The 21,423-nt window shown below is 65.4% G+C and carries 26 protein-coding genes and 1 other RNA gene; 12 read left to right on the forward strand and 15 right to left on the reverse strand.

Annotated features, from left to right (window positions below; genetic code table 11):
* Nucleotides 1–3: 3 nt before the first annotated feature.
* The 10 genes from dtd to GQ651_RS01295 form a co-directional block, all read right to left on the reverse strand.
* Nucleotides 4–447 carry a D-aminoacyl-tRNA deacylase gene (gene dtd, locus GQ651_RS01250; RefSeq protein ID WP_160762400.1) on the reverse strand — a complete coding sequence of 148 codons (444 nt, stop codon included), beginning with the start codon at nt 445–447 and terminating at the stop codon, nt 4–6.
* On the reverse strand, nt 444–1,364 hold the full coding sequence (locus GQ651_RS01255) for a carbohydrate kinase family protein (RefSeq protein ID WP_160763909.1): 921 nt from the start codon (nt 1,362–1,364) through the stop codon (nt 444–446). Before GQ651_RS01255 ends, dtd begins: the two co-directional genes overlap by 4 nt.
* Nucleotides 1,365–1,433: 69 nt before the next feature.
* Nucleotides 1,434–2,534, reverse strand: a complete 1,101-nt coding sequence (locus tag GQ651_RS01260; RefSeq protein WP_160762401.1) for a zinc ribbon domain-containing protein — start codon at nt 2,532–2,534, stop codon at nt 1,434–1,436.
* Nucleotides 2,531–2,947, reverse strand: coding sequence for a hypothetical protein (locus tag GQ651_RS01265; protein WP_160762402.1), 417 nt, complete (start codon nt 2,945–2,947; stop codon nt 2,531–2,533). The genes GQ651_RS01260 and GQ651_RS01265 overlap by 4 nt, the downstream gene beginning before the upstream one ends.
* Nucleotides 2,948–3,079: 132 nt before the next feature.
* Entirely contained in the window at nt 3,080–4,183 is a 1,104-nt protein-coding gene (locus GQ651_RS01270) for an SPFH domain-containing protein (protein WP_160762403.1), read from the reverse strand.
* 20 nt (nt 4,184–4,203) lie between these two features.
* On the reverse strand, nt 4,204–5,133 hold the full coding sequence (locus GQ651_RS01275; RefSeq protein ID WP_160762404.1) for a DUF2927 domain-containing protein: 930 nt from the start codon (nt 5,131–5,133) through the stop codon (nt 4,204–4,206).
* 9 nt (nt 5,134–5,142) lie between these two features.
* On the reverse strand, nt 5,143–6,336 hold the full coding sequence (locus GQ651_RS01280) for a toxic anion resistance protein (protein WP_160762405.1): 1,194 nt from the start codon (nt 6,334–6,336) through the stop codon (nt 5,143–5,145).
* 33 nt (nt 6,337–6,369) lie between these two features.
* Nucleotides 6,370–7,227, reverse strand: coding sequence for a 5-bromo-4-chloroindolyl phosphate hydrolysis family protein (locus GQ651_RS01285; protein WP_160762406.1), 858 nt, complete (start codon nt 7,225–7,227; stop codon nt 6,370–6,372).
* Nucleotides 7,227–7,424 carry a hypothetical protein gene (locus tag GQ651_RS01290; RefSeq protein WP_160762407.1) on the reverse strand — a complete coding sequence of 66 codons (198 nt, stop codon included), beginning with the start codon at nt 7,422–7,424 and terminating at the stop codon, nt 7,227–7,229. Before GQ651_RS01290 ends, GQ651_RS01285 begins: the two co-directional genes overlap by 1 nt.
* Nucleotides 7,425–7,540: 116 nt before the next feature.
* Nucleotides 7,541–8,326, reverse strand: a complete 786-nt coding sequence (locus GQ651_RS01295; protein ID WP_160762408.1) for a pseudouridine synthase — start codon at nt 8,324–8,326, stop codon at nt 7,541–7,543.
* Between the two features lie 208 nt (nt 8,327–8,534).
* Here GQ651_RS01295 and GQ651_RS01300 point away from each other — a divergent pair, with 208 nt between their 5' ends.
* Nucleotides 8,535–8,999: a nucleoside deaminase gene (locus GQ651_RS01300; RefSeq protein WP_160762409.1), complete on the forward strand. Its 465-nt coding sequence runs from the start codon at nt 8,535–8,537 to the stop codon at nt 8,997–8,999.
* Here the strand turns inward: GQ651_RS01300 and GQ651_RS01305 are convergent.
* Both GQ651_RS01305 and GQ651_RS01310 read right to left on the reverse strand, forming a co-directional pair.
* Nucleotides 8,984–9,289, reverse strand: a complete 306-nt coding sequence (locus GQ651_RS01305; protein ID WP_160762410.1) for a hypothetical protein — start codon at nt 9,287–9,289, stop codon at nt 8,984–8,986. The two genes, GQ651_RS01300 and GQ651_RS01305, sit on opposite strands and share 16 nt — an antisense overlap.
* Nucleotides 9,286–9,978: a metal-dependent hydrolase gene (locus tag GQ651_RS01310; protein WP_160762411.1), complete on the reverse strand. Its 693-nt coding sequence runs from the start codon at nt 9,976–9,978 to the stop codon at nt 9,286–9,288. Before GQ651_RS01310 ends, GQ651_RS01305 begins: the two co-directional genes overlap by 4 nt.
* Before the next feature lie 46 nt (nt 9,979–10,024).
* Here GQ651_RS01310 and GQ651_RS01315 point away from each other — a divergent pair, with 46 nt between their 5' ends.
* Complete coding sequence (locus GQ651_RS01315) at nt 10,025–10,675, forward strand: ceramidase domain-containing protein (RefSeq protein WP_160762412.1); 651 nt, start codon at nt 10,025–10,027, stop codon at nt 10,673–10,675.
* Here the strand turns inward: GQ651_RS01315 and GQ651_RS01320 are convergent.
* Complete coding sequence (locus GQ651_RS01320) at nt 10,648–11,568, reverse strand: AEC family transporter (RefSeq protein ID WP_160762413.1); 921 nt, start codon at nt 11,566–11,568, stop codon at nt 10,648–10,650. The genes GQ651_RS01315 and GQ651_RS01320 overlap by 28 nt on opposite strands.
* A 311-nt stretch (nt 11,569–11,879) precedes the next feature.
* Between GQ651_RS01320 and gatC the strand changes: the two genes are divergently transcribed.
* The 10 genes from gatC to yghX all read left to right on the forward strand — a co-directional run bounded on the left by gatC (nt 11,880) and on the right by yghX (nt 18,382).
* Complete coding sequence (gene gatC, locus GQ651_RS01325) at nt 11,880–12,167, forward strand: Asp-tRNA(Asn)/Glu-tRNA(Gln) amidotransferase subunit GatC (protein ID WP_160762414.1); 288 nt, start codon at nt 11,880–11,882, stop codon at nt 12,165–12,167.
* Nucleotides 12,168–12,172: 5 nt separating this feature from the next.
* Nucleotides 12,173–13,654, forward strand: coding sequence for an Asp-tRNA(Asn)/Glu-tRNA(Gln) amidotransferase subunit GatA (gene gatA / locus GQ651_RS01330; protein ID WP_160762415.1), 1,482 nt, complete (start codon nt 12,173–12,175; stop codon nt 13,652–13,654).
* A 37-nt stretch (nt 13,655–13,691) separates the two neighbouring features.
* Nucleotides 13,692–14,435, forward strand: coding sequence for a hypothetical protein (locus tag GQ651_RS01335; RefSeq protein ID WP_160762416.1), 744 nt, complete (start codon nt 13,692–13,694; stop codon nt 14,433–14,435).
* Nucleotides 14,436–14,440: 5 nt separating this feature from the next.
* Nucleotides 14,441–15,151 (forward strand): N-acetylmuramoyl-L-alanine amidase, encoded by a 711-nt coding sequence (locus tag GQ651_RS01340; protein WP_160762417.1) that lies wholly within the window; start codon nt 14,441–14,443, stop codon nt 15,149–15,151.
* A 41-nt stretch (nt 15,152–15,192) separates the two neighbouring features.
* Nucleotides 15,193–15,566, forward strand: an RNA gene (gene rnpB, locus GQ651_RS01345) — RNase P RNA component class A.
* A 139-nt stretch (nt 15,567–15,705) separates the two neighbouring features.
* The gene (locus tag GQ651_RS01350) at nt 15,706–16,113 is read left to right on the forward strand and encodes a PAS domain-containing protein (protein WP_160762418.1); all 408 of its coding nucleotides are present in this window, start codon (nt 15,706–15,708) and stop codon (nt 16,111–16,113) included.
* A gap of 81 nt (nt 16,114–16,194) precedes the next feature.
* Entirely contained in the window at nt 16,195–16,362 is a 168-nt protein-coding gene (gene rpmG, locus GQ651_RS01355) for a 50S ribosomal protein L33 (protein ID WP_008330537.1), read from the forward strand.
* A gap of 71 nt (nt 16,363–16,433) precedes the next feature.
* The gene (locus GQ651_RS01360) at nt 16,434–16,958 is read left to right on the forward strand and encodes a GNAT family N-acetyltransferase (RefSeq protein WP_160762419.1); all 525 of its coding nucleotides are present in this window, start codon (nt 16,434–16,436) and stop codon (nt 16,956–16,958) included.
* 8 nt (nt 16,959–16,966) lie between these two features.
* A complete protein-coding gene (locus GQ651_RS01365; protein ID WP_160762420.1) occupies nt 16,967–17,407 on the forward strand; it encodes a hypothetical protein in 441 nt (146 codons plus the stop codon).
* A 72-nt stretch (nt 17,408–17,479) separates the two neighbouring features.
* Nucleotides 17,480–18,382, forward strand: a complete 903-nt coding sequence (yghX, locus tag GQ651_RS01370; protein WP_160762421.1) for a YghX family hydrolase — start codon at nt 17,480–17,482, stop codon at nt 18,380–18,382.
* A 60-nt stretch (nt 18,383–18,442) separates the two neighbouring features.
* Here yghX and GQ651_RS01375 read toward each other — a convergent pair whose 3' ends face one another.
* A complete protein-coding gene (locus tag GQ651_RS01375; protein WP_160762422.1) occupies nt 18,443–19,183 on the reverse strand; it encodes a dienelactone hydrolase family protein in 741 nt (246 codons plus the stop codon).
* Nucleotides 19,184–19,282: 99 nt separating this feature from the next.
* Nucleotides 19,283–21,331, reverse strand: a complete 2,049-nt coding sequence (gene tkt / locus GQ651_RS01380; RefSeq protein ID WP_160762423.1) for a transketolase — start codon at nt 21,329–21,331, stop codon at nt 19,283–19,285.
* Between the last annotated feature and the right edge of the window lie 92 nt (nt 21,332–21,423).

Raw genomic sequence — 21,423 nt, forward strand, 5'->3', positions numbered from 1 at the left:
GTCTCAGGCCTCGGTGTCCAGCCAGATCGTCACCGGCCCGTCATTGATCAACGAAACCTGCATATCCGCGCCGAACCGGCCCGTGGCGACGGGGATGCCCAGATCGCTCAATGCGCGCGCAAATGCCAGATAGGCCGCTTCGCCCGCCTCGGGCGCCATGGCGGTGGAAAAGCCGGGCCGGTTGCCGCGCCGCGTGTCGGCGGCCAGCGTGAACTGACTGACGACCAGCGCCGCGCCGCCCGTGTCGGCCAGCGCGCGGTTCATGCGGCCTTCGTCGTCGCGGAAGATACGCAGCTTCGCGACCTTGCCGGCAAGCTTTTCCGGAGCATCGGGCGCATCGCCCTCCATCGCACAGACCAGCACCACCAGACCGGGTCCGATTTCCCCGATGACCGCGCCTTCGACCGTGACCCGAGCCTCGGTGACCCGCTGAACCAGCGCCCTCACAACTCGTCCCGGCGAGGCGGGTTGGCACCCGCACGGCTGACGGTGACGGCGGCGGCGCGGACACCGAGGGTCAGCGCGGCTTCAAGGGTGTCTTCGTCCAGCTGCCGGACGCTCGTTTTGGTCAGCGCCCCTGCGTCGTGGAGCGCCGCGAGAAAGCCGGCGTTGAAGGTATCGCCCGCACCCACGGTGTCGACGACCTGCACCTTTCGGGCGGGCACTGTCACGATCCCATCCGGCGTATGACCTTCCACACCCTCACTGCCGCGCGTCACGCAGATCACCGCCGGACCCTTGGACAAGAGCTGCCGGGCCCCGTCATGGGTGTCGTCGTTGCCGGTCAGCCAGGCGAGGTCCTCGTCCGACAGCTTCACGACATCCGCCGCGCCGACAATCCGCTCGATCCGGGCACGATAGGTGGCCTCGTCGCGGATGAACCTCGGCCGGATGTTCGGATCGACCATTGTCACCCGGCGGGGCGCTTCGCGCAGGCAGAGCGCCTCATACGTGCTGGCGCAGGGCTCGACCGCAAGGGAGATGCCGCCGAAGAACATCGCTGTGACGTCGTCCGGGACGGCAGGCAGCTCGTCCTCGCTCAGCATCCGCCCCGCCGTGTTCTCATCATAGAAGGCATAGCTTGCCTGACCGTTCGTCAGGGTGACGAAGGCGAGCGTGGTCGGACGGTCCGCGCGGTGCGCAAGCTCGGCCGAGACCCCGGACGCCGCGAGCGCGTCGACCAGAACCTGGCCGAACAGGTCGGTCGAGAGGCCGGAAAAGAAGCTCACCGGCGTACCAAGCCGTCCGAGCGCGATTGCCGTGTTGAACACCGAGCCGCCCGCGTGGGGCGCGAAGGCGTTTTCGCCCGCCGTGGTTTCGCGGGGCAGCATGTCGATCAGCGCTTCACCGGAACAAAGGATCATGCGGGTGGTCTCCTGATAGGTCACGACAGGGTTTAGGAAGGCGGGCGGCGGGACGCAAGCACCACGCGGTCAGATTTGCCCTTCGCTCTTGGCCCAGAGATATCCGATCCCGCCTGCGACGATGGCCGCCAGAAGGAAGGCAAAGAACAGTTTCCACGCTGACCATGGCCTCTCGCCCTGCACCTCGCCGGTCTGGCCGTTCACCACGAAACGGAAGCTTTTGCCTCGATACTTGTACGCGGCCAGCCAGAGCGGCACGAGGATATGCTTGTAGGTCACGTCGCTGATCGCGGTGTCCATCGCGTCGATCTTCTGCCGGTCGCCGCCGATGTCGAACTTGATGTCGCGCGCGATCTGGCGGTCCATGATGCCGCGTGCCATCGGCCAGGCCTCATCGAGCGCGATGGTATAGGCCTCGGCGCGGAAGCCCGCGAGATATTCGGGCATGTAGGGCTCCAGCCGCGTCAGATCCCAATGCGTCATTCCGGCCCGGAACCGCTCGGGCAGCGCGGTGGACGCGAGGACAAGCACATCGTCGAAGAACCGCGCGACGCGGCCCGAGACCGGGCGCCAGGTGACGTGGCTCGTGGTGACGCGGGTGGGCTTGCCGTTCCGGGTGACGGTACGGGTTTTGGTATGAACCGTGCCGCGCTGTCCGCGATAGGCCGTCTTCGTGTCCGCGTCGAAGGTCCAGCAGGGGGTGTAGACGCCCGACAGCCGACGCCCCTTCCGGGCATATTGCGTCAACCCGTTCGGCGCGAACCAGAGCGAGCCCAGCCAGTCGGTCATCCGGTCGCGCGCGCTCTCCTCGTCGAGGACGAAGGGCAGGACGGCGGCAGGCTTGATCCGGCGCTCGGCGCCGGTGCCGGTGACGACGGGGGTGGCGCAATAGGGGCATTCGGTGGCGTGGATATCCGGGTCGAACTCGACCTCCGCGCCGCAGTTGGGACAGCGCGAGACCCGCGACTCGGTCATCTCGGTCGCGCCGGTCGTGGCGTCGAGCGCGGTCAGGAAGTCGTGTTCGCGAACGGCATCCGAGCGCGCGGCGGGATCGGAATAGATCGGAGCGGTATTTCCGCAATGGTCGCAATGAAGCTCGAACCGCCCCGGATCGAAGCGCATGTCCGAGCCGCAATTGTCGCAGGGAAATCTGTGGTCTTCGGGCGTCATAGCAGGTGATGGAACGCGCGGGGCGTGATGGTCCGGAGCGCGCCGTCGAAGAGGGACGTGTGGCGCCAGAGGTGGAAAGCACCGTGGAGAAGGCCCGCGAAGAGCAGAACCTTGAGCGCACGGCCCGTGGCGGTGGCGTCGAGTTGCCAGACCACGAGCACGGCGGCTGCCGTCATGGCAAGGTAGAGCAGGTGGTGCTGAATCCGGTGGGCCGGGCGCAGCCAGCCGGTGAGCTTCGGTCCCGGTCGCCCGAGCGGGCCACGCCCGATGGCGTAACTGGCTGCCCAGACAAGGCAGAGGGCAGAGAAGGCCCAGATCAGACCCGACGAAGCGCCACGCCCTTCAATCAGGAGCACCGCCAGAAGAAAGGCGGTGCTCCAGTGACAGAAGATGACGAGGCGCCTGCGGGTCATGCGACGACCGCGATTTGAGGCAAATCGCGCTCCGCGTTTCGGGACGAAACGCGGCAGGCGAGGGGGCGCTGCCCCCTCGCGCTCCCCCGGAGTATTTCATCCAAGAAGAAAATGGAGGTGCGTCGCATCCGGTCACTCCGGCCCTGGAGGTGGAGGCGGCGCGACGGTGAAGAGCTGGGCAAGCTCGGTATCCTCGGCCCGTTCCCAACCATCCTGTCCCTGTGTCCAGACCCAGCTGTCGCGTGCGAGGTCACCTTTGGCAGCCATCTGCCCCAGCTCCGCCTTCGAGAAGGGACCGGATGTCTGACCGTCCTTCGCGACGTGCCAGATATGCTCGACCGGGGGTGGCGGCGGGGCAGCGGGTGCAGCCGGGCGCGCGCCCCAGGGGCCCTGTCCGCCCATCATCATCCCGCCCATCTGCATGCCCATTCCGGCGCCGAGGCCGGTTCCCATGGCCGCGCCCGCCGCGCCGCCTTCTGAAAGCGACTCTGCCGCCTTGTACCGGAGGTGCTCGTCAAGGCTCCCCACGACGCCACGGGACGTGCGCTCGTCGAGCGCCTTTTCCACTGCCGGCGGCAGCGAGATGTTCTCGATATAGAGTTCGGGAAGCTCGAGCCCGTAGGCCGAGATCGTCCCCGAGATCGCTTCTGCCAGGATCCGTCCGAGGTCTTTTGTATTGGCCGCCATATCGAGGACCGGGATTCCCGCCGTCGCGATCACGCGGCTGAACTCCTGCACGATGATGTTGCGGATCTGGAAGCTGATCTCATCCATCGTGAATTCGCCATCGGTTCCCACGATCTCGACGAGGAACCGGCCCGGATCGCTGACCTTTACCGTATATGTACCGAAGGCGCGCACGCGGGTCGGGCCGAACTCGGGATCGCGCAGGATGACCGGGTTCTTCGTGCCCCATTTGAGGTCGGTGAAGCGCCGGGTCGAGATAAAATAGACCTCTGACTTGAAGGGCGACCGGAACCCGTGGTCCCAGTGCTGAAGCGTCGTCAGGATGGGCAGGTTGTTCGTCTCGAGCATGTAGAGGCCCGGCATGAACGTATCGGCCAGTTGCCCCTCGTGGACAAAGACCGCGGCCTGACCCTCGCGGACGGTCAGTTTCGCGCCGTACTTGATCGCGTGGCCCTCGCGTTCGAAACGCCAGACCATCGTGTCGCGAGTGTCGTCGGTCCAGTGAATGACGTCGATGAATTCGCCGGAGAGAAAGTCGAAAATGCCCATATCGGGGTCTCCTGTCTTGGCTAGATGGCCGGGGCCATCATGGCGCGTGCGGCCTCGCGCACAAGGGGGGCTGCCTCGGCCTCGGACATGCCGGGGGTGAGGCGCGGGTCGTAGAGAAGCCTGAGGACATATTCGTCATGGGTGGTCAGGCGGCCGAATTCGTCATCGTCCTTGAAGATAGACGGTCGCGCGAGGTCGCTGTCATTGGCGATGCCAAGGCCCTGGGCCAGTTCCTCGTGATAGCAGGACTGGCGAAGCGGGTCGGGGAGTTCGGCCCGCACGATGGCGACGGCGGCGGCGATCCGCCCGGAATTGTCGGGATCCGACGTGAAAACGATGCAATAAGCGTCGAGCGGCAGGGCCTCGACAAATGCGATCTCGGACTGGGAGATTTCCGGAAGCCGCGCCTTGAGACGCGGGCCGATCCGGCGCAGGTCCTGATCGTGAAGAACGAAGAGGGTGAAGTTTCCGCCGCTGCTGGCTGTCGTCACGGGATGCCCGGTCGCCCGTGACAGACGCCGCGCATAGCCGTCGACGAAGACGCTGTCGGCGGCGACGACCTCGTCCGGAACCGTTGCGCCGAAAACCGGCGTGATGCGCACCGGACCGTCCCACCGGTGCAGGGTCGAGGCGCGGGGCCGGGCCGTGACGCGGCCGCCGATATCCGAATATTCTTCGGTGAAGGCCAGTGCGAGGAAGTTTCGCGCCAGCATTTCGTCCGTGAAGGGCACGTCCGGCCCGCCGCCATCGGTGCGCAAAAGCCCCTGTGTCAGAAGCCGGCGCTCGACGCGGGAATAGAACGTCTCGATATCCGCGCTCTCACTGCTCCGTTCCTGCGGGGGCGGCTGCGACGGGCGCGCGTCAGGGACGGGGCTGTTCCGAAGCGCGCCCGGTTCCACGCAGCCCGCCAGCAGGGCCGCCATCGCAAAGGCTAGTGCCGCGCGCCGCATGCCCGTCGGTCAGGCGGAGGGAACGCTCTGGCCGGTCGAGGTGCCGGTGCCATCGGCACGAGCCTTCGCGGCGGCGAGCGTATCCTTCAGCTCCGCTTCCATCTTCCGCAGCTCTTCCTCGGCGGCGGCGCGCTTGGCCTTGCCCTCGTCGGCGATCTGCAGGCTTTCCTGAATGGTGGCGATCAGGTCGGCATTGGCGGCCTTGACGGCCTCGATGTCGAAGACGCCCCGCTCCATCTCTTCGCGGATGGTCTTGTTGGCCTCGCGCAGGTTCTTGGCATTGGCGGTCAGGAGCTCGTTGGTCAGGTCGTTGGCGTCCCGCACGGCCTCGGCGGCCTCGGATGAGCGCTGGATCGTAACCGCCTGAGCAAGCTGGGTTTCCCAGAGCGGTACAGTGTTTACGAGGGTCGAGTTGATCTTGGTGACGAGGCTCTTGTCATTTTCCTGCACCAGCCGGATCGACGGCAGCGACTGCATGGTGACCTGTCGGGTCAGCTTGAGGTCGTGGACCCGCCGTTCCAGATCGTCGCGCGCGGCGCGAAGATCGCGCAGCTCCTGTGCCTTCATCACGCCTTCTTCCTCCGGCGCGGCCTGAACCTCGGCTTCCTTCGCAGGGATGTCGGTGGTGTCGAGACGGTTCAGCTTTTCCTCGCCAGCGGCGATGTAGAGGGCAAGCTCGTCGTAGAAATTCAGCGTCTTGTCATAGAGTTGATCGAGGGACTTGATGTCCTTCAGGAGCTTGTGCTCGTGGTTCAGGAGGTTGTCGGTGATCTTATCGATCTGGCCCTGCACCTCTTCGAAGCGGGCCACGAAATTCGAGATCGGCGCGGCGCGGCCGAGAAGCCGTTCCCACCATGACCGCTTGCGGCGCACGTCAAGTTCGCTCACCGAAAAGCCCCGGATCGTCGATACGATTTCACGGAGCGAGTCGCCCGCCGGTCCCACATCCTTGTTCCGGACATCGGCCAGCATGGCCTGGCTGATCTCCTGCAGTTCGACCTGTGCGGACGAGCCGAAGCTGACGATTGAGCCGGTATTCGTCATGTCCAGCTCGCCGATGCGCTTTTCGATCTCGGCACTGACACCGGGGTCTGCGGCCTCGTAGGAAACGATCTCTTCGGTGGGGACGGGCAAATGAACCTCGCTGACCTCGCGGACCAGCGTCTCGCTTTCCTGGGCCTTCTGGCGAACTGTATCGGACATGAGTAAAGTTCCCTGAGTTATTGATTTTGCATGTTATCTGGTTCTGACGCCTTCGCGGGCAAGCCGTTCGCGAAGGACTTCGATTTCAACGTCCAGGCTGGATTTGTCGTCGAGCATCATCTTCTCGGTCCGCGCCGAAAACGAGGTCTCCAGATCATCGAGCAGGGCCTCGTAATCGCGTCGCGCCTCGTCGTTGCGCGATTTCGCGTAGAGGTCTGCGAACTGTATCGTCGCGTCGCGCGCCCCCAGAAGGTAGACGCCGAGATAGCGGCGCGCGCCCGTCAGGTCGCGGGGGTCGTCCTCGACCGCGCGGAACATGGCCTGCGCGGTGCGGGCAAACGCGTCGACCCGGCGGGACAGCGCAGGCACCCCGGCCCGACCGATCGCCTCGCGCATGGCGGCGAGGTGGCGCTCGGCCTCGTCCACGGCGCGCGCGACACGCTCGTTCTGGAAACTGTCGCTGCCGGGGGCGCCCTTGTCCCGCATCGGGTCGGCGCCGAAGGAGACGGCGTGCAGGATGGCCCCAAGGATCGCGAAGATGGCGGGGTTCAGGGGCGACATGGTCTCGGGGTCCAGGCCGGCGAGGGCAAGGCCGAGGCCGATCATGGCACTGCCGAAGAGCTTTCGCGGGATGGCCGGACGCTTGGCGACGTTCCGCGCCTCATAGGCCTCTTCGGCCCGCAGCCCTTCACGCGTCAGCCAGGCCGCAAGCTGCAGTACGGCGAACGCCACAAGGTCGATGGCCATGCCGACCGGGGGTTGCTGAAACGCGGTCAGCACCAGCACGAAAGGGACGATGTGCAGGAAATTCACCCGCGCGCCCGTTTTCGAGCGGCGGCGCGGGGCCTTGGCCGCACCGGGGCTGTATTTGCCGCCGTAGCGTTCGGCCATCAGGATGCTCCTGTCATCACGGCGTAGATCATCACGACGAGGAGCAGGAAAAAGGCGGTTCTCTGCATGGCATTGCCCGTCGCCCTGGCGGTGTCGTCACCGGATGCCTCGAACAGGCGCGCGGCGCCTCTGGCCAGAACGGCACCGATCGCGACAACGGCCACGACGAACAAAGCAGCAAGCACTAACCTTTGCATCAGGGCGGGTGGTCCCTTCGTTACTGGGCTTAACATAGGCGATGCCTTGGGGGGACGCTATAGGCCGCCGGAAAATCGGGCTGTTTCCGCAGGGACACTCCGGGATGCGGTCCGTTCTAGCGGCGGCGGGGCTTGCGAGGCGTGCGGGTGACGCGGGTGTCCTTTTCCGGCGCCTCTAGGCCAAGCTGATCGCGCATCACGCGCGCCTTGACCTCTTCCGCCGCGCCCGGCTTGAGATCGCCCAGCCGGAACGGACCATAGCTGACACGGATCAGACGGTTCACTGTCAGGCCGATGGATTCCATCGCGCGCCGGATCTCCCGGTTCCGCCCCTCGCGGAGCGCGACCGTGGCCCACGCGTTGCGCCCCTGCTGCCGGTCGAGCGTGACCGTCATCGGCTGGAACCGCTCTCCGTCGACGGTCACGCCTTTCCGAAGCGGCTCGAATGTGGCGTCCTCGGGAGTGCCGTTGACGCGGACGCGGTATTTCCGAAGCCAGCCGGTGGAGGGAAGCTCCAGCCGCCGCTTGATCTCGCCGTCATTGGTCAGAAGCAGAAGCCCCTCGGAGGTCAGGTCGAGCCGACCGACCGACACCACGCGCGGCATGTCGTCGGGCAGATTGTCGAAGACGGTGGGACGACCCTTCTCGTCGCGCTCGGTCGTCACGAGGCCGGCGGGTTTGTGATAGAGCCAGAGGCGCGGCGGATCGGGCTCGGAGATGGGCTTGCCGTCAAGCGTGAAGGTCTCGGTGCCGGTGACGTTCAGCGCAGGGCTGGTCACGGGCTTGCCGTTCATTGTGATGCGGCCCGCCTCGATCATCGCCTCGACCGCGCGGCGTGAGCCGACGCCCCGCCGGGCAAGAACCTTGGCGATGCGCTGTCCGTCTGGTGGGGTTTTCGTCATGAGACGCCTCTACCCTATCCGCGTGGTGGCGGAAAGGGATTGCGCCGCGGCTTCGCCACGTCGCGGTGGGCGCAATTGCGGGGCAATTGCGGTCAGCGATTGCCCCGCGATCGCGTTCTGCGAGGGGCGCTGCCCCTCGCGCACCCCGGAGTATTGGCACCAAGAAGAAGGGAGTTGCGGAAGGGACGGCCTTGGGCGATCACCGGGCATGGTTTTCCGCAGTCATATGGACAGGGCGCTGGAGGAGGCGCGAGCGGCCGGCGCGCGTGGCGAGGTGCCGGTGGGGGCCGTTGTGGTGAGTGCCACCGGGGAGGTTCTGGCGGCCGCGGGCAACCGTACGCGGGAGTTGTCCGATCCGACTGCACATGCGGAGATTCTCGCCATTCGCGCGGCGGCAGCGGCGCTCGGCAGTGAGCGTGTGACGGGCGCGGACCTTTACGTCACTCTGGAACCCTGCGCCATGTGCGCGGCGGCCATAGCGGCGGCGCGGGTCGCGCGGCTTTACTACGGTGCGGCGGACCCGAAGTCGGGCGGTGTCGCCCATGGGGCGCGGGTGTTATCCCACCCTCAGGCGCATCATCGGCCAGAGGTCTATGACGGTATCGCGGCCGAAGAGGCCGCCGATCTGTTGCGCGCGTTCTTTGCCGCGCGCCGGGATCAGGAGCCGCGATAGGGCGTGTCCGGGCTGTCCGCCGCCGTGATCTCGGTGCGTGCGCCGGCATTCTCAAGGGGGTGGGCGAGGATGTTCAGCAGGCTGAACGTGTCCGGGCCTGCATCGAGCGACTGGTAGAGCCAGGGGGTTCTATCGAGAACCGCCATGAAGCCCTCATCCGTTTCGCTGTCCCATTCCCCGGCGATGACACGGGCAACGGCGGTCTTGTCCGGACCGAAATCCGTGATCCAGAGCTGATAGAAATTCCCGGCGCCGCGCCGTCTGGCGCCGGGCTTCCGGAAGAGGCTCAAATCTCGATGGTCTCCATGACATCGGGCGTTTTCACGTCGACGCCCGGAAGGCCCGCGATAAGGTCATCTGCCGTCTGAGCCAAGAGCGGGAAGGTCTTGTAATGGCAGGGGATCACCGTCTTGAAGTCGAAGTATTTCTTCGCGGCCCAGGCAGCAGCCTTCATGTCCATCGTATAGTGTCCGCCCGCACAGAGGATGCCGATATCGGGGGCGTAATACTCGCCCATCCACGCCATGTCGGCCATGATGTCGGTGTCGCCCGAGACATAGATCGTGCGACCTTCGCCCCGGATCATGAACCCGGCCTCGCCGCCTGCATAGGTGGCGGCTGTGCCACCTGTATCGATGGACGAGGAATGGACCGCGTTCACCATACTCACCAGCACCGAGTTGAAGCTGATCGTGCCGCCTTTGCCGAAGCCGATGGTCTCGACCCCGTCACCCGAGAGAATGTTGGACAATTCGTGGATGCAGGCGATGGGAATGTCCTTGGCTTTGGCGATACCAACGGCATTCGTCGTATGATCGCCGTGGCCATGGGTCAGAAGAATCGCGGTCGCGCCTTCGGTCGCCTCGGCCTCGCGGCCTTCGGGGAAGACCGGGTTCCCGGAGAACCAGGGATCGACAAGCAGGATCTGGTCTTCGATTTCGATGCGAAAGCTGGCATGTCCGAGCCACGTGATTTTCATGCGGTCCTCCCTAGGTGGTCAGAGCGTGAGCATAACAGGTGGCGGGATGGATTGGACAAGAGCCTTCGACAATTATTGCGAGCGGACCGACCTGACCTATTGGTCCGAGCCGCTGAATGCGCTGACCAATATCGCCTTCCTCGTCGCCGCCGTGGTGATGTGGCGGCGGACGGGCGGGCTGAGGGACGGGCGCATTCTGTCGGCGATCCTTTTCGCCATCGGGATCGGGTCGTGGCTGTTTCACACTCATGCCACGGTCTGGGCGGTGACGCTCGATGTGATTCCGATCATCCTCTTTTCGCTCTTCTACATCTTCCTCGCCAATCGCGACTTCTGGGGCTGGCCGGTGCCGGCGGCGATACTGGGCGCGGCGCTTTACATCCCGTTCTCCGCAGCGGCCAATCAGGTCTTCGACGCGCTGCCCTTCTTCCGTATCTCGTCGGGCTACTGGCCCTTGCCGCTGATCATCTTCTTTTACGCGGGGCTTCTGGCGACGCGCGACCGGCGGCTGGGCGGGAACCTTGCGCTTGGGGCATCGATCCTCTGCGTGTCGCTCACGTTCCGGTCGGTCGATGAGATGTTTTGCGAGACCACGCGGATCGGCACCCATTTCGTCTGGCATTGTCTGAACGCGGTGATGTTGGGCTGGATGATCGAGACCTGGCGCCGTCAGAGACTGGCGGCAAGGGCAAGGTAGGCGGGCAGGGCAAGAAGGGACGCAAGCGTCTGCCAGGCGAGGATATCGGCGAAGAGCTCGGCATCGCCGCCCATCTTCCGGGCCACGATATAGCCGTTCGAGGCCGCGGGGATCGCCGTGGCCAGCACACCCGCCACAAGCTCGGGTCCGGCGAGGCCAGCGAGGCTGCCGAGGCCGAGGAAGACGAGCGGCGCAAGGCCGGGCCGGATCAGCACCGCGAGGACCACCGTGCGCGAGACAGCCAGAAAACGCTTCACCTCGATCCCTGCGCCCACCGCCAGAAGGCCCACGCCAAGTGCGGCACGGCCCACGATCTGAAAGCCGTTGGAAAGCGGCTCGGGCAGGCCGCCGAGCGGGTTTAGCACAAGGCCGATGGCGCAGCCGATGATGATCGGGTTGGTCGCGACCGCTTTGAGAACACCGCGCCATCCGGCCTCGGCCCGCACCAGCGATGCGATGATGAGGATGTTGCCCACGTTGATGAAGGGGATCAGCACGGCCATGGCCACGGCGATCAGCAGAACGCCCTCGGGGCCGTAGAGAAGATCGGCTGCGGCCAGCGAGATGAAGGCGTTCCACCGGGTCGAGGTCTGAACGAGGCTCGACAGCGACGCATTCGAAACTTTCGATCTTGGCAGCACGGCGCGCATGGCAAGCGCGATGCCGCCCAATATTGCAACGGTCCCGATGAGCGATATCGCAAGCGGCCCGATACGCGCCGGATCGAGGTCGGCGGCGCCGATGGCGTCGATCAGGATTGCGGGAATAAGAAGGCGGAAGCTGAGCGTCTCGATCCCCGGCCACGCATCGCGCGGGACGAAACCCGACCGGCGCGCGGCCCAGCCCGTCAGGATGACAAGCGCGATGGGCAGGATGACGAGGGCAACGCTCATGCTCGGGACTGTTTCCGCAAATGCGGGGAAAGACCAGAGGGCAGAGGGGGCTCTGCTCCGTGAAGCGTTTCGATATCCCGGCGAACAATGTTGTACCAATCGCGTTGGTGCCATCGACACGAGGCAACGATCGGCGCTTCCGATTGTGATCGAAAGGCGAGTCGGCTTCTTCCGGAGCTTCCGCCGGAATATTTTCGCGCCGATAATGGGCAGGGGAGCGCCTTGCGCGCCAAAGCCGGGCCACGGGTGCTTGCGAGGGGGGCGCGTGCGGGTTAGATGCGTGCCCGATAGTGATGGAGACACTCAGCCCCATGTCGATCGACGTCGAAACCGCCCGCCGTGTCGCGAAACTTGCCCGGATCAAGGTCGAAGATGCCGACCTTCCCGCGCTCGCGCAGGATTTCAACCGCATTCTCGGGTTCGTCGAGCAGTTGAACGAGGTCGATGTCGATGGCGTCGAGCCGATGACCAGCGTCACGCCGATGCGCCTGAAGCGGCGTCAGGACGGGGTTACCGCCGGGGGCATGCAGGACAAGATCCTGTCGAATGCGCCCGACGCGCGCGAAGGCTTCTTCGCCGTGCCCAAGGTCGTGGAGTGACGCCGATGACCGACCTGAACGCACTCACCATCGCCGAGGCGCGCGACAAGCTGCGCGCGGGTGACATCACCTCCGTCGATCTGACCGAGGCCTGCCTGACCGCTGTCGAGGGCTCCGGAGCTCTGAACGCCGTTGTGCATTCCACCGCCGAGATCGCGCGGGCTCAGGCCGATGCAGCCGATCAGCGCCTGAAAGCGGGCGATGCGCCGGACATGTGCGGCATCCCTCTGGGCATCAAGGATCTCTTCTGCACCGAAGGCGTCGCCAGCCAGGCCGCGTCGGGCATCCTGAACGGGTTCAAGCCGGAATACGAATCGACCGTCACACGGCAGCTTTTTGACGCGGGCGCGGTCATGGTCGGCAAGCTGAACATGGACGAATTCGCCATGGGCAGCAGTAATGAGACCAGCGTCTACGGCAATGTCGTGAACCCGTGGCGAGGCGCCGATGACACGCCTCTGACCCCTGGCGGGTCGTCGGGCGGGTCGGCCTCGGCCGTGGCGGCGGACCTCTGCCTTGCCGCGACCGGCACAGATACCGGCGGCTCGATCCGCCAGCCTGCGGCTTTTGTCGGCATCACCGGGCTGAAGCCGACCTATGGCCGCGTCAGCCGCTGGGGCATCATCGCTTTCGCGTCGTCGCTGGATCAGGCCGGGCCGATGACCAAGACGGTGCGCGACAGCGCCATCATGCTCAAGGCCATGGCCGGGCACGACCCGATGGACTCGACCAGCGCCGACATCCCCGTGCCGGATTTCGAGGCCATGCTGACCGGCGATATCAAGGGCCAGACCATCGGGATCCCCCGCGAATACCGCATGGACGGGATGCCCGATGAGATCGAGGCGCTCTGGGCCGAGGGGCGTGCCATGCTGGAAGATGCGGGCGCGAAGATCGTCGATATCAGCCTGCCTCACACTAAATACGCGCTGCCTGCCTATTACGTCATCGCTCCTGCTGAGGCTTCGTCGAACCTCGCCCGCTACGACGGGGTGCGCTACGGCCACCGCGCCAAGCTGGGCCAAGGCGACGGTGTGACCGAGATGTACGAGAAAACCCGCGCCGAGGGCTTTGGGGCCGAGGTCAAGCGCCGCGTGATGGTTGGCACCTATGTGCTGTCCGCCGGTTTCTACGACGCCTATTACAACCGCGCGCGGAAGGTGCGGGCGCTGATCAAGAAGGACTTCGACGATGCCTTCGCCGCAGGCGTCGACGCTATCCTGACGCCCGCCACGCCGTCCGCAGCCTTTCCGCTGGGGCAGGAGTTCGACGATCCGGTGCAGATGTACCTGAACGACGTTTTCACGGTGACCGTCAACCTTGCCGGGCTGCCGGGCATTGCTGTGCCGGCGGGGCTCGACCAGAACGGTCTGCCTCTCGGCCTTCAGCTTATCGGCAAGCCTTGGGAAGAGGGTGCGCTGATGAACGTCGCGCAAGCGATCGAGGACCGCGCGGGCTTTGTTTCCAAGCCCGCCAAATGGTGGTAAACTGCCCGGCAACGAGCAAAACAAGCCGGGCAGTTCAATGACCTCACGCATTCTTATCGGCGGCGCGCTGTGCCTTCTGGCGGCGTGCTCGACCCCCGTTCCCGACAGCAATCCCGGTGTCGGCTTCTCGGATTACGACTATTACGCCACCGAGCGCGCCCGACGCGACGCCGAACTGCAGGCGATGCGCCCGCGCCCTGTGCCGTCCGAGGCGGTGATCGGGCAGGAGACGCTCGCGGTGCTTGAGGCCACGCGCCCCGGCAGCGTTGCAGGTACCGCGCCCGTCACAACGGCGACCGGCCCCAATGTCGCGCCAACCGCAGGGACGGCGCCGCTCACGTCCACCCTGCCGCCTGTAGGCGGCACGGTCGTGGCGGGGACCGACAACCCGACCATCTCGGACGAACAGAGCTTCGATGCCGTCGCCGGCCGGGAGACCATCGAAAGCGATGCCGAGCGTCTCGAGCGCCTCCGCGCACAACGACAGGAAGTCGCCCCGGTCCCGGTTCCCGAACGAACCGAGAGCGGTCGCCCGAATGTCGTGGCCTTCGCTCTGTCGTCGCAGAACCGCGTTGGCGAGCAGGTCTACCGTCGCTCGGGCACCGTCAGCGCATCGCGCTTCCAGCGGAACTGTGCGCGCTATTCGACCGCCGATCAGGCGCAGGAGGATTTCCTTGCCGCTGGCGGACCCGAGCGTGACCGGCGCGGGCTGGACCCCGACGGTGACGGTTTCGCCTGTTTCTGGGACCCAAGCCCGTTCCGCGCGGCGCGCGGAGGCTGAGCGCCATGACCATCCTCGACCGCCCGTCCCCGAATTTCGGTCCACGGCGGGGCGAGGCCGGGCCGACGCTCGTCGTCCTGCATTTCACCGGCATGGAAAGCACCGAGGCAGCGCTTGACCGCCTCTGCGATCCCGACTGCGAGGTGTCGAGCCACTACCTGATCTGCCGGTCTGGCCAGGTCTTTCGGCTGGTGGACGAGGCGAAAAGGGCCTGGCACGCGGGCGAGGGGCGCTGGGCAGGGCGCGAGGACGTCAACTCGCGCTCGGTCGGGATCGAACTGGACAATGACGGCCAGGCGCCGTTCGCAGAACCGCTCATGCGGTCGCTCGAAACGCTGCTGGCCGATATCCTTGGCCGCCACGACATGCACCCCAAGGCCGTCATCGGCCATTCCGATTTCGCGCCTGACCGAAAGGCCGATCCGGGCCGGAAGTTCGACTGGAAGCGACTGGCGGAGAAGGGGCTGTCCATCTGGCCCGAGCCTTCCCTTCCGGGCGATTTCATGCGGAATGCCGCCTCGTTCGGCTATCCGGTGGAACTGGGCGAGGCGCTGATCCTCGACGCGTTCCGGCAGCGCTTCAGGCCCGATGCCTCGGGGCCGCGCGGCCCCGCAGACGACGCCATGATGGCAGGCCTCGCCCGTCATTTCCCGGCAGACGTGGGCGAGCGCATGTCGCGCCGCGTGCCGTCGCGCCCCTTGCGCCCGATGTCATGACACGTTGACCCAGGCGCGGCGAGCGCCTAGATCGCGCTTGCGCGGAAGGTCGGATGGCCGCTTGCCGCTCTTTCGGGGGCGGTGAGAGGAAAGTCCGGACTCCACGAAGCAACGGTGCCGGGTAACGCCCGGCCGGGGAAACCCGAGGGAAAGCGCCACAGAGAACAGACCGCCCCGCGTCCGCGCGGAGCAAGGGTGAAACGGTGGGGTAAGAGCCCACCGCGGGACGGGCAACCGGACCGGCACGGCAAGCCCCACCGGGAGCAATGCCAAATAGGGACCTCACACGGGCGCGCTTCGGCTCCGGGGTCCGGGTTGGCAGCTAGAGCGCGCCGGTGACGGCGGGCCCAGATGAATGGTCATCGCCGGCGCATCCGCGCCGGTACAGAATCCGGCTTATGCACCTTCCGCGCAATTAAACATAAGATAAACTCAACCGTTTCAAATGGTTGCGTTCTGCTGGGTGGGTCTTCTGTGTTGTAAACCTGACATGTCAGGCGTAGTGTCAACTTGCGAACAGGAAGGTCATTGCTGTGGGTGATCAATCAAGACACATGGAGGTCCTCGATCCGACTGACGGCGAGGGCAATATGCCGACGAAGCTGGAACCGACGTTCTCGCTCGCCTTTTTCAGGCGGTGCCTCGATGGTGCGGTGATCCTGAATTCCGATGGCCGCGTTGGGTTCATCAACGATGCGGCCTGTTCTTCTCTCGGCCTCAAGGGCCTTGGTGATGTCGTCCAAAGACGATGGACCGAGCTCTGGCCTGAAGAGGCCGAAGAACCCCTTACGGAGGGCATGAGGCGGGTTCTGTCAGGCGATGCCGTCAGACTCGCGGGGCTTCAGGCCAAAAGCGGCAAGTTCGACATGCTGATGAGCCCGATCATGAACAAGGACGGTCAGGTGGAATCGCTGCTGGCGGTGTTGTTTCCAAGCGGTGCGGAACCCCGCATTTCCGGTTGACAGGCCCTGTCCAGTCGCTAGAAGGCGGGCTTCAAGGATTTCACGGGGTGGCCCATCGCGACCCCTATCAGGAGACGAGACATGGCGAAGCCGACGACTATCAAGATTCGTCTGAACTCGACCGCGGACACCGGCCACTTCTACGTGACCAAGAAGAACGCGCGCACGATGACCGAGAAGATGACCGTACGTAAGTACGATCCGGTTGCGCGGAAGCACGTCGAGTACAAGGAAGGCAAGATCAAGTAATCTTCGCCGCTTCAGACACTCGAATGGGCCGCGCCGAAAGGTTGCGGCCTTTTTCGTTTTGGAGACCTCTCATGTCCGCCGACACGCTCACCGTCAGGACCGCCCGGCCCGATGATCTGGCCGCGCTCGACGCGCTCTTCGCACGAAGCTATCCGGCCCTCCTGAAAGCGGACTATCCGGCCTCGGTCCTTGTGACCGCGGTGCCGGTGATTTCGCGCGCCAATCCCGCTTTGCTGGCGAGCGGGACTTACTACGTTGTTCAGGAGGGTGCGGGCGTCCTCGTCGGCGCAGGCGGCTGGACCCGAGCCGCGCCGCCGGGATTTTCCGGCGCGTCTGGCGTCGGCCACATCCGGCACGTGGTCACCGACGCGGCCCGCACCCGCGAAGGCATCGGGCGGCGGCTGATAAGCCATGTCTTCCGGTCGGCCGAAGACGCCGGGATCGAACGTCTGGACTGCCTCTCGACGCTGACCGCGGTGCCGTTCTATGCGGCAATGGGGTTTCAGTCGCTCGGCCCCGTGACGGTGCCGCTCCGCCCGGGTATCGACTTTCCGGCGGTCCGTATGCAACGCTTGGCCGGAGAAAGCCGAAAGTGAGGGATCTCATGTATTTCAAGACAGGTCTTCTGGGCGCATTTTGTCTGGTGCTAGCGGCATGTTCCGACCGGGAAGGCGTAGGCTTCGGCCCCATGGGGGGCGAGCCGGGCGTGCTGCCGCAGGCCACCAGCGCCGAATTTTCGATGGACGGGCTGGAGCCGCTGCCGATCTACCGCGGTGCCATCGCCGGAGCTCCGTCGCCCGCCGAGGCGCTGAGCTACCGCAATTCGGAACTTCGCGTGCCGGAGGCAAATCTGGCCGTGACGGTCGAAAGCCGCACCTATGGCATGCGCCAGATCGAGTTGAACGGGCAGAATTACGCGATTGCCGAAGGCGCTTCGCCGGTGGCGTCGCTTCCTACGGTCATCCGGGCGCGGACAGGATGCCTCGTCGCGTCGAACCCGCTCAGGTCGTCGGATGCGTCGGTCTATACGCTCGATTGCAGCTAGGGCGCTCAGACTCCGTTAGGAGGAATCGGGGGCGGGACGTATCCTGAAGCATCGTTTTCAGGAGAAGCATTCATGTCCAACGCCCAGCCCCCGCGCCGCAAGGCCAGCGATTTCGATCCCCGCATTCTGGAAATCTTCGACGGCTACGTGCACGGCAAGATGACCAAGCGTGATTTCATCGCGCGCGCCGGGAAATATGCCGCCGCCGGCGTGACCGGTGCGATGATCCTTGAACAGCTTCAGCCGAATTACGCCTGGGCGCAGCAGGTCGCGCCGGACGACCCCGGCATCGTGACCGAGATCGCGGAATATGACAGCCCCGAGGGTCACGGCACCATCCGCGGCCTGATGGCGCGTCCCGCCGATGCCAGCGGCCCTCTGCCCGCCGTGCTTGTCGTGCACGAGAACCGGGGCCTGAACCCCTACATCGAGGACGTCGTCCGCCGCGCCGCCAAGGCGGGCTATCTCGCCTTCGGGCCGGATGGGCTGACGCCGCTCGGCGGCTATCCCGGCACGGATGAGGAAGGCCGCGAGATGCAGCGCACGGTGGATGGCGGCAAGCTGATGAGCGATTTCTTCGCCGCGTTCGAATACCTCCGCGACCACCCGGACAGCACCGGCAAGGTTGGGGCTGTGGGCTTCTGCTATGGCGGCGGGGTCTGTAACGCGCTGGCGGTGGCCTATCCAGACCTTGCGGCGTCGGTGCCGTTTTACGGGCGTCAGGCGGCGGCCGAGGACGTGCCGTCGATTGAGGCGCCACTTCTGATCCACTACGCGGGGCTGGACGACCGGATCAACGCGGGCTGGCCCGCCTATTCCGAGGCGCTCCGGGCGAACCAGAAAGAGTTCAGCGTCCATTTCTACCCGGATGTGAACCACGGGTTCCACAACGACACGACGCCACGCTACGACGAAGAGGCGGCGACGCTGGCCTGGGACCGGACGCTGGCCTTTTTCGGCGAGCATCTGAGCTAGGCAAGGAAACGCCCGCCACCGGGGGCTCCGGTGGCGGGCGCTGGAACCTCGTTCGGCGGCTTAGCTGTCGAGCAGCTCGCCCAGGAACTCGGAATAGGCTTCCCAGCTTTCGGTGTCGGCCCGCTCCTGATAGCGGTTCGAGCCGAAGACGGTGAAGGCGTGGGGCGCGTTCGAGTAGACCTCGATCGTGTAGACGTTGCCGGCCGCTTCCATTTCCTCGGCGAAACCGGCGACGTCGTGCATGGTGATCGACGTGTCCGCGCCGCCATGCAGCACCAGAACCGGCGGCTCGTCACCGTCCCAGCCCTGACCCTCGGGCGTGCCGAGGCCGCCGTGGAATGTGGCATAGCCCTCGGCCATGTCGGCCATGTCGCTCCGCGCCATCTCCAGCGCGACGGCCCCGCCAAAGCAGTAGCCCTGCACGACCATCGTATCGACGTCCGACGCTTCGGTCGCCTGTGCGATCCCGGCTTGGATCAGCGCGCGCATCCGCTCGCGGTCCTGATAGAGCGCGCCGGTGGCGGCCATGCGATGGTCCATGGTCTCGGTCGGGGTCTCGTCCCCGAACATGTCGAGCGCGAAGGCATTATAGCCCATCTCGGCCAGCATGTCGGCGCGCTGGCGCTCGTAATCGGTCATGCCGTCCCAGTCGTGGATGATCAGGACCAGACCCTTGGGATTTTCGGCCTGCGCATAGTAGCCGGTGAACGCCTCGCCATCCACGGTATAGGCCACGTCATCGGCCAGTGCGGGCGTAGCGGCGGCAAGCGCAATCGCGCTGAATACTGACAGTTTTTTCATGTCGTCCTCTCCTGTTCGCTAGTCTTTGTCTGACCGGTGAACATGGAACGAAAAAGGGCCCCGGCAAGCCGGGACCCCTGTCCAGAATTGTCGCAGCGGTCAGGTGCGGGCGTCGGGCGACCAGCGGCCTTCCAACAAGTCTTTTACCTTCGCGGCCGTCGCCTCGGCGGTGATGCCGAAATCCTTGTAAAGCTCAGGGGCAGGGGCCGAGGCGCCGAAACCGTGCATCCCGATGAAGCCGGACTTTTCGCGCTTGCCCCGCTCGCCAAAGAGCCAGCGGTCCCAGCCGAACCGGATCGCCGCCTCGATGGCGACGCGGACCGGCCCGGCGGGCAGAACCTTGCGGCGATAGGCTTCGTCCTGTTCCTCGAACAGTTCCCAGCACGGCATCGAGACGACGCGCGTGCCGATCCCCTCGGCCTGAAGCAGGTCGCGGGCCGCCATGGCGATCTCGACCTCCGAGCCGGTGGCCATCAGGATCGCCTGACGTTTGCCTTCGGCATCGCGAAGGACATAAGCGCCCTGAGCCGTCAGGTTCTTGGTCTTGTGCTCGGTGCGGACGGTCGGCAGGTTCTGACGCGACAGTGCCAGCACCGACGGCGTCTTCTCCGACGACAGAGCGATTTCCCAGGCCTCGGCGGTTTCGACCGTGTCGGCGGGGCGGAACACGTTGATGTTGGGCGTGGCGCGGAGACCCGCCAGATGCTCCACCGGCTGGTGGGTGGGGCCGTCTTCGCCAAGGCCGATCGAGTCATGGGTCATGACATAGGTGACCGGAATGCCCATGAGAGCGGACAGGCGGATAGCGCCCTTGGCGTAGTCGGTGAAGGTCAGGAAGGTGCCGCCATAGGGCCGGACGCTGCCATGCAGATACATCCCGTTCATCGCCGCCGACATGCCGTGCTCGCGAATGCCGAAATGGACGTAACGGCCCTTGCGGTTGTCGGGCGAAAAGACGCCCAGATCAGCGGTCAGCGTATTGTTCGAGCCGGTCAGGTCAGCCGATCCCCCGATATTCTCGGGCATGACGGGGTTCACGACCTCGAGCACCATCTCCGACGACTTCCGCGTGGCGACCTTGGGGGCGCTTTCGGAAATCTGCTTTTTCAGCGCGCGGATCGTGCTGGCGAGTTTCTTCGGCGGCGTGGCCGACCACATCCGCTCAAGCTCGTTCTGGCGCGACTGCGACAGCGACGCGAAGCGCTCGGACCACTCGTCACGGGCGGCACGGCCCTGCGTGCCGATGGCGCGCCACTGGTCCAGGACGTCGCCTGGCACTTCGAACGGGCCGTGGGCCCAGCCATAGGCGTCCTTGGTGGCCTGCATCTCGTCCGCGCCAAGAGGCGAGCCGTGGGCCTTTGCCGTGTCCTGACGGTTGGGAGAGCCGAAGCCGATATGGGTCTTGCAGGCGATCATGGTCGGCTTCTTCGACGATTTCGCCTGCGTCAGCGCGCGGTCGATATCCTCGGGGTCATGGCCGTCGCATTCCAGCACATGCCAGCCCGCCGCCTTGAAGCGCATCCGCTGATCGGTCACGTCGGACAGCGAGATCTTGCCGTCGATCGAGATGTTGTTGTCGTCCCAGAGGACGATCAGCTTGGACAGCTTCTGCATCCCCGCGAGGCCGATCGCCTCGTGGCTGATGCCCTCCATCAGGCAGCCGTCGCCCGCGATCACATAGGTGTAGTGGTCGACGACCTTCTTGCCGTAACGCGCACGGAGCGATTCCTCGGCCATCGCGAAACCGACGGCGTTGGTGATGCCCTGACCCAGCGGGCCGGTCGTCGTCTCGATGCCGCTTGCGTGGCCGTATTCGGGGTGCCCCGCCGTGATTGAGCCCAACTGACGGAAGTTCTTGATCTGATCCAGCGTCATGTCCTCGTACCCGGTCAGGTAGAGCAGAGCGTAGATCAGCATCGAGCCATGGCCTGCGGACAGGATAAAACGGTCCCGGTCCGGCCAGTTCGGCGCAGCCGCGTCGAACTTGAGGTGCTTTTCGAAAAGAACCGTTGCCACGTCGGCCATGCCCATCGGCATGCCCGGGTGTCCGGAATTCGCGGCCTCGACAGCGTCCATCGCAAGGGTGCGGACGGCTGTTGCGCGGGCGAAATGGTCGGGGTGAAGCTCTTTCAGGGTGGCGATGTCCACTTGGGCAGTCCCTCTGCTGTCAAGGTGCTCGGTCGCCCGGTTGATAGCAGGCGGGGGGCTGAGTTCAAGCGCTGGCCGGGCGTTCTGGGCGC

The organism is Kangsaoukella pontilimi (assembly GCF_009830125.1).
GTDB lineage: Bacteria > Pseudomonadota > Alphaproteobacteria > Rhodobacterales > Rhodobacteraceae > Kangsaoukella > Kangsaoukella pontilimi.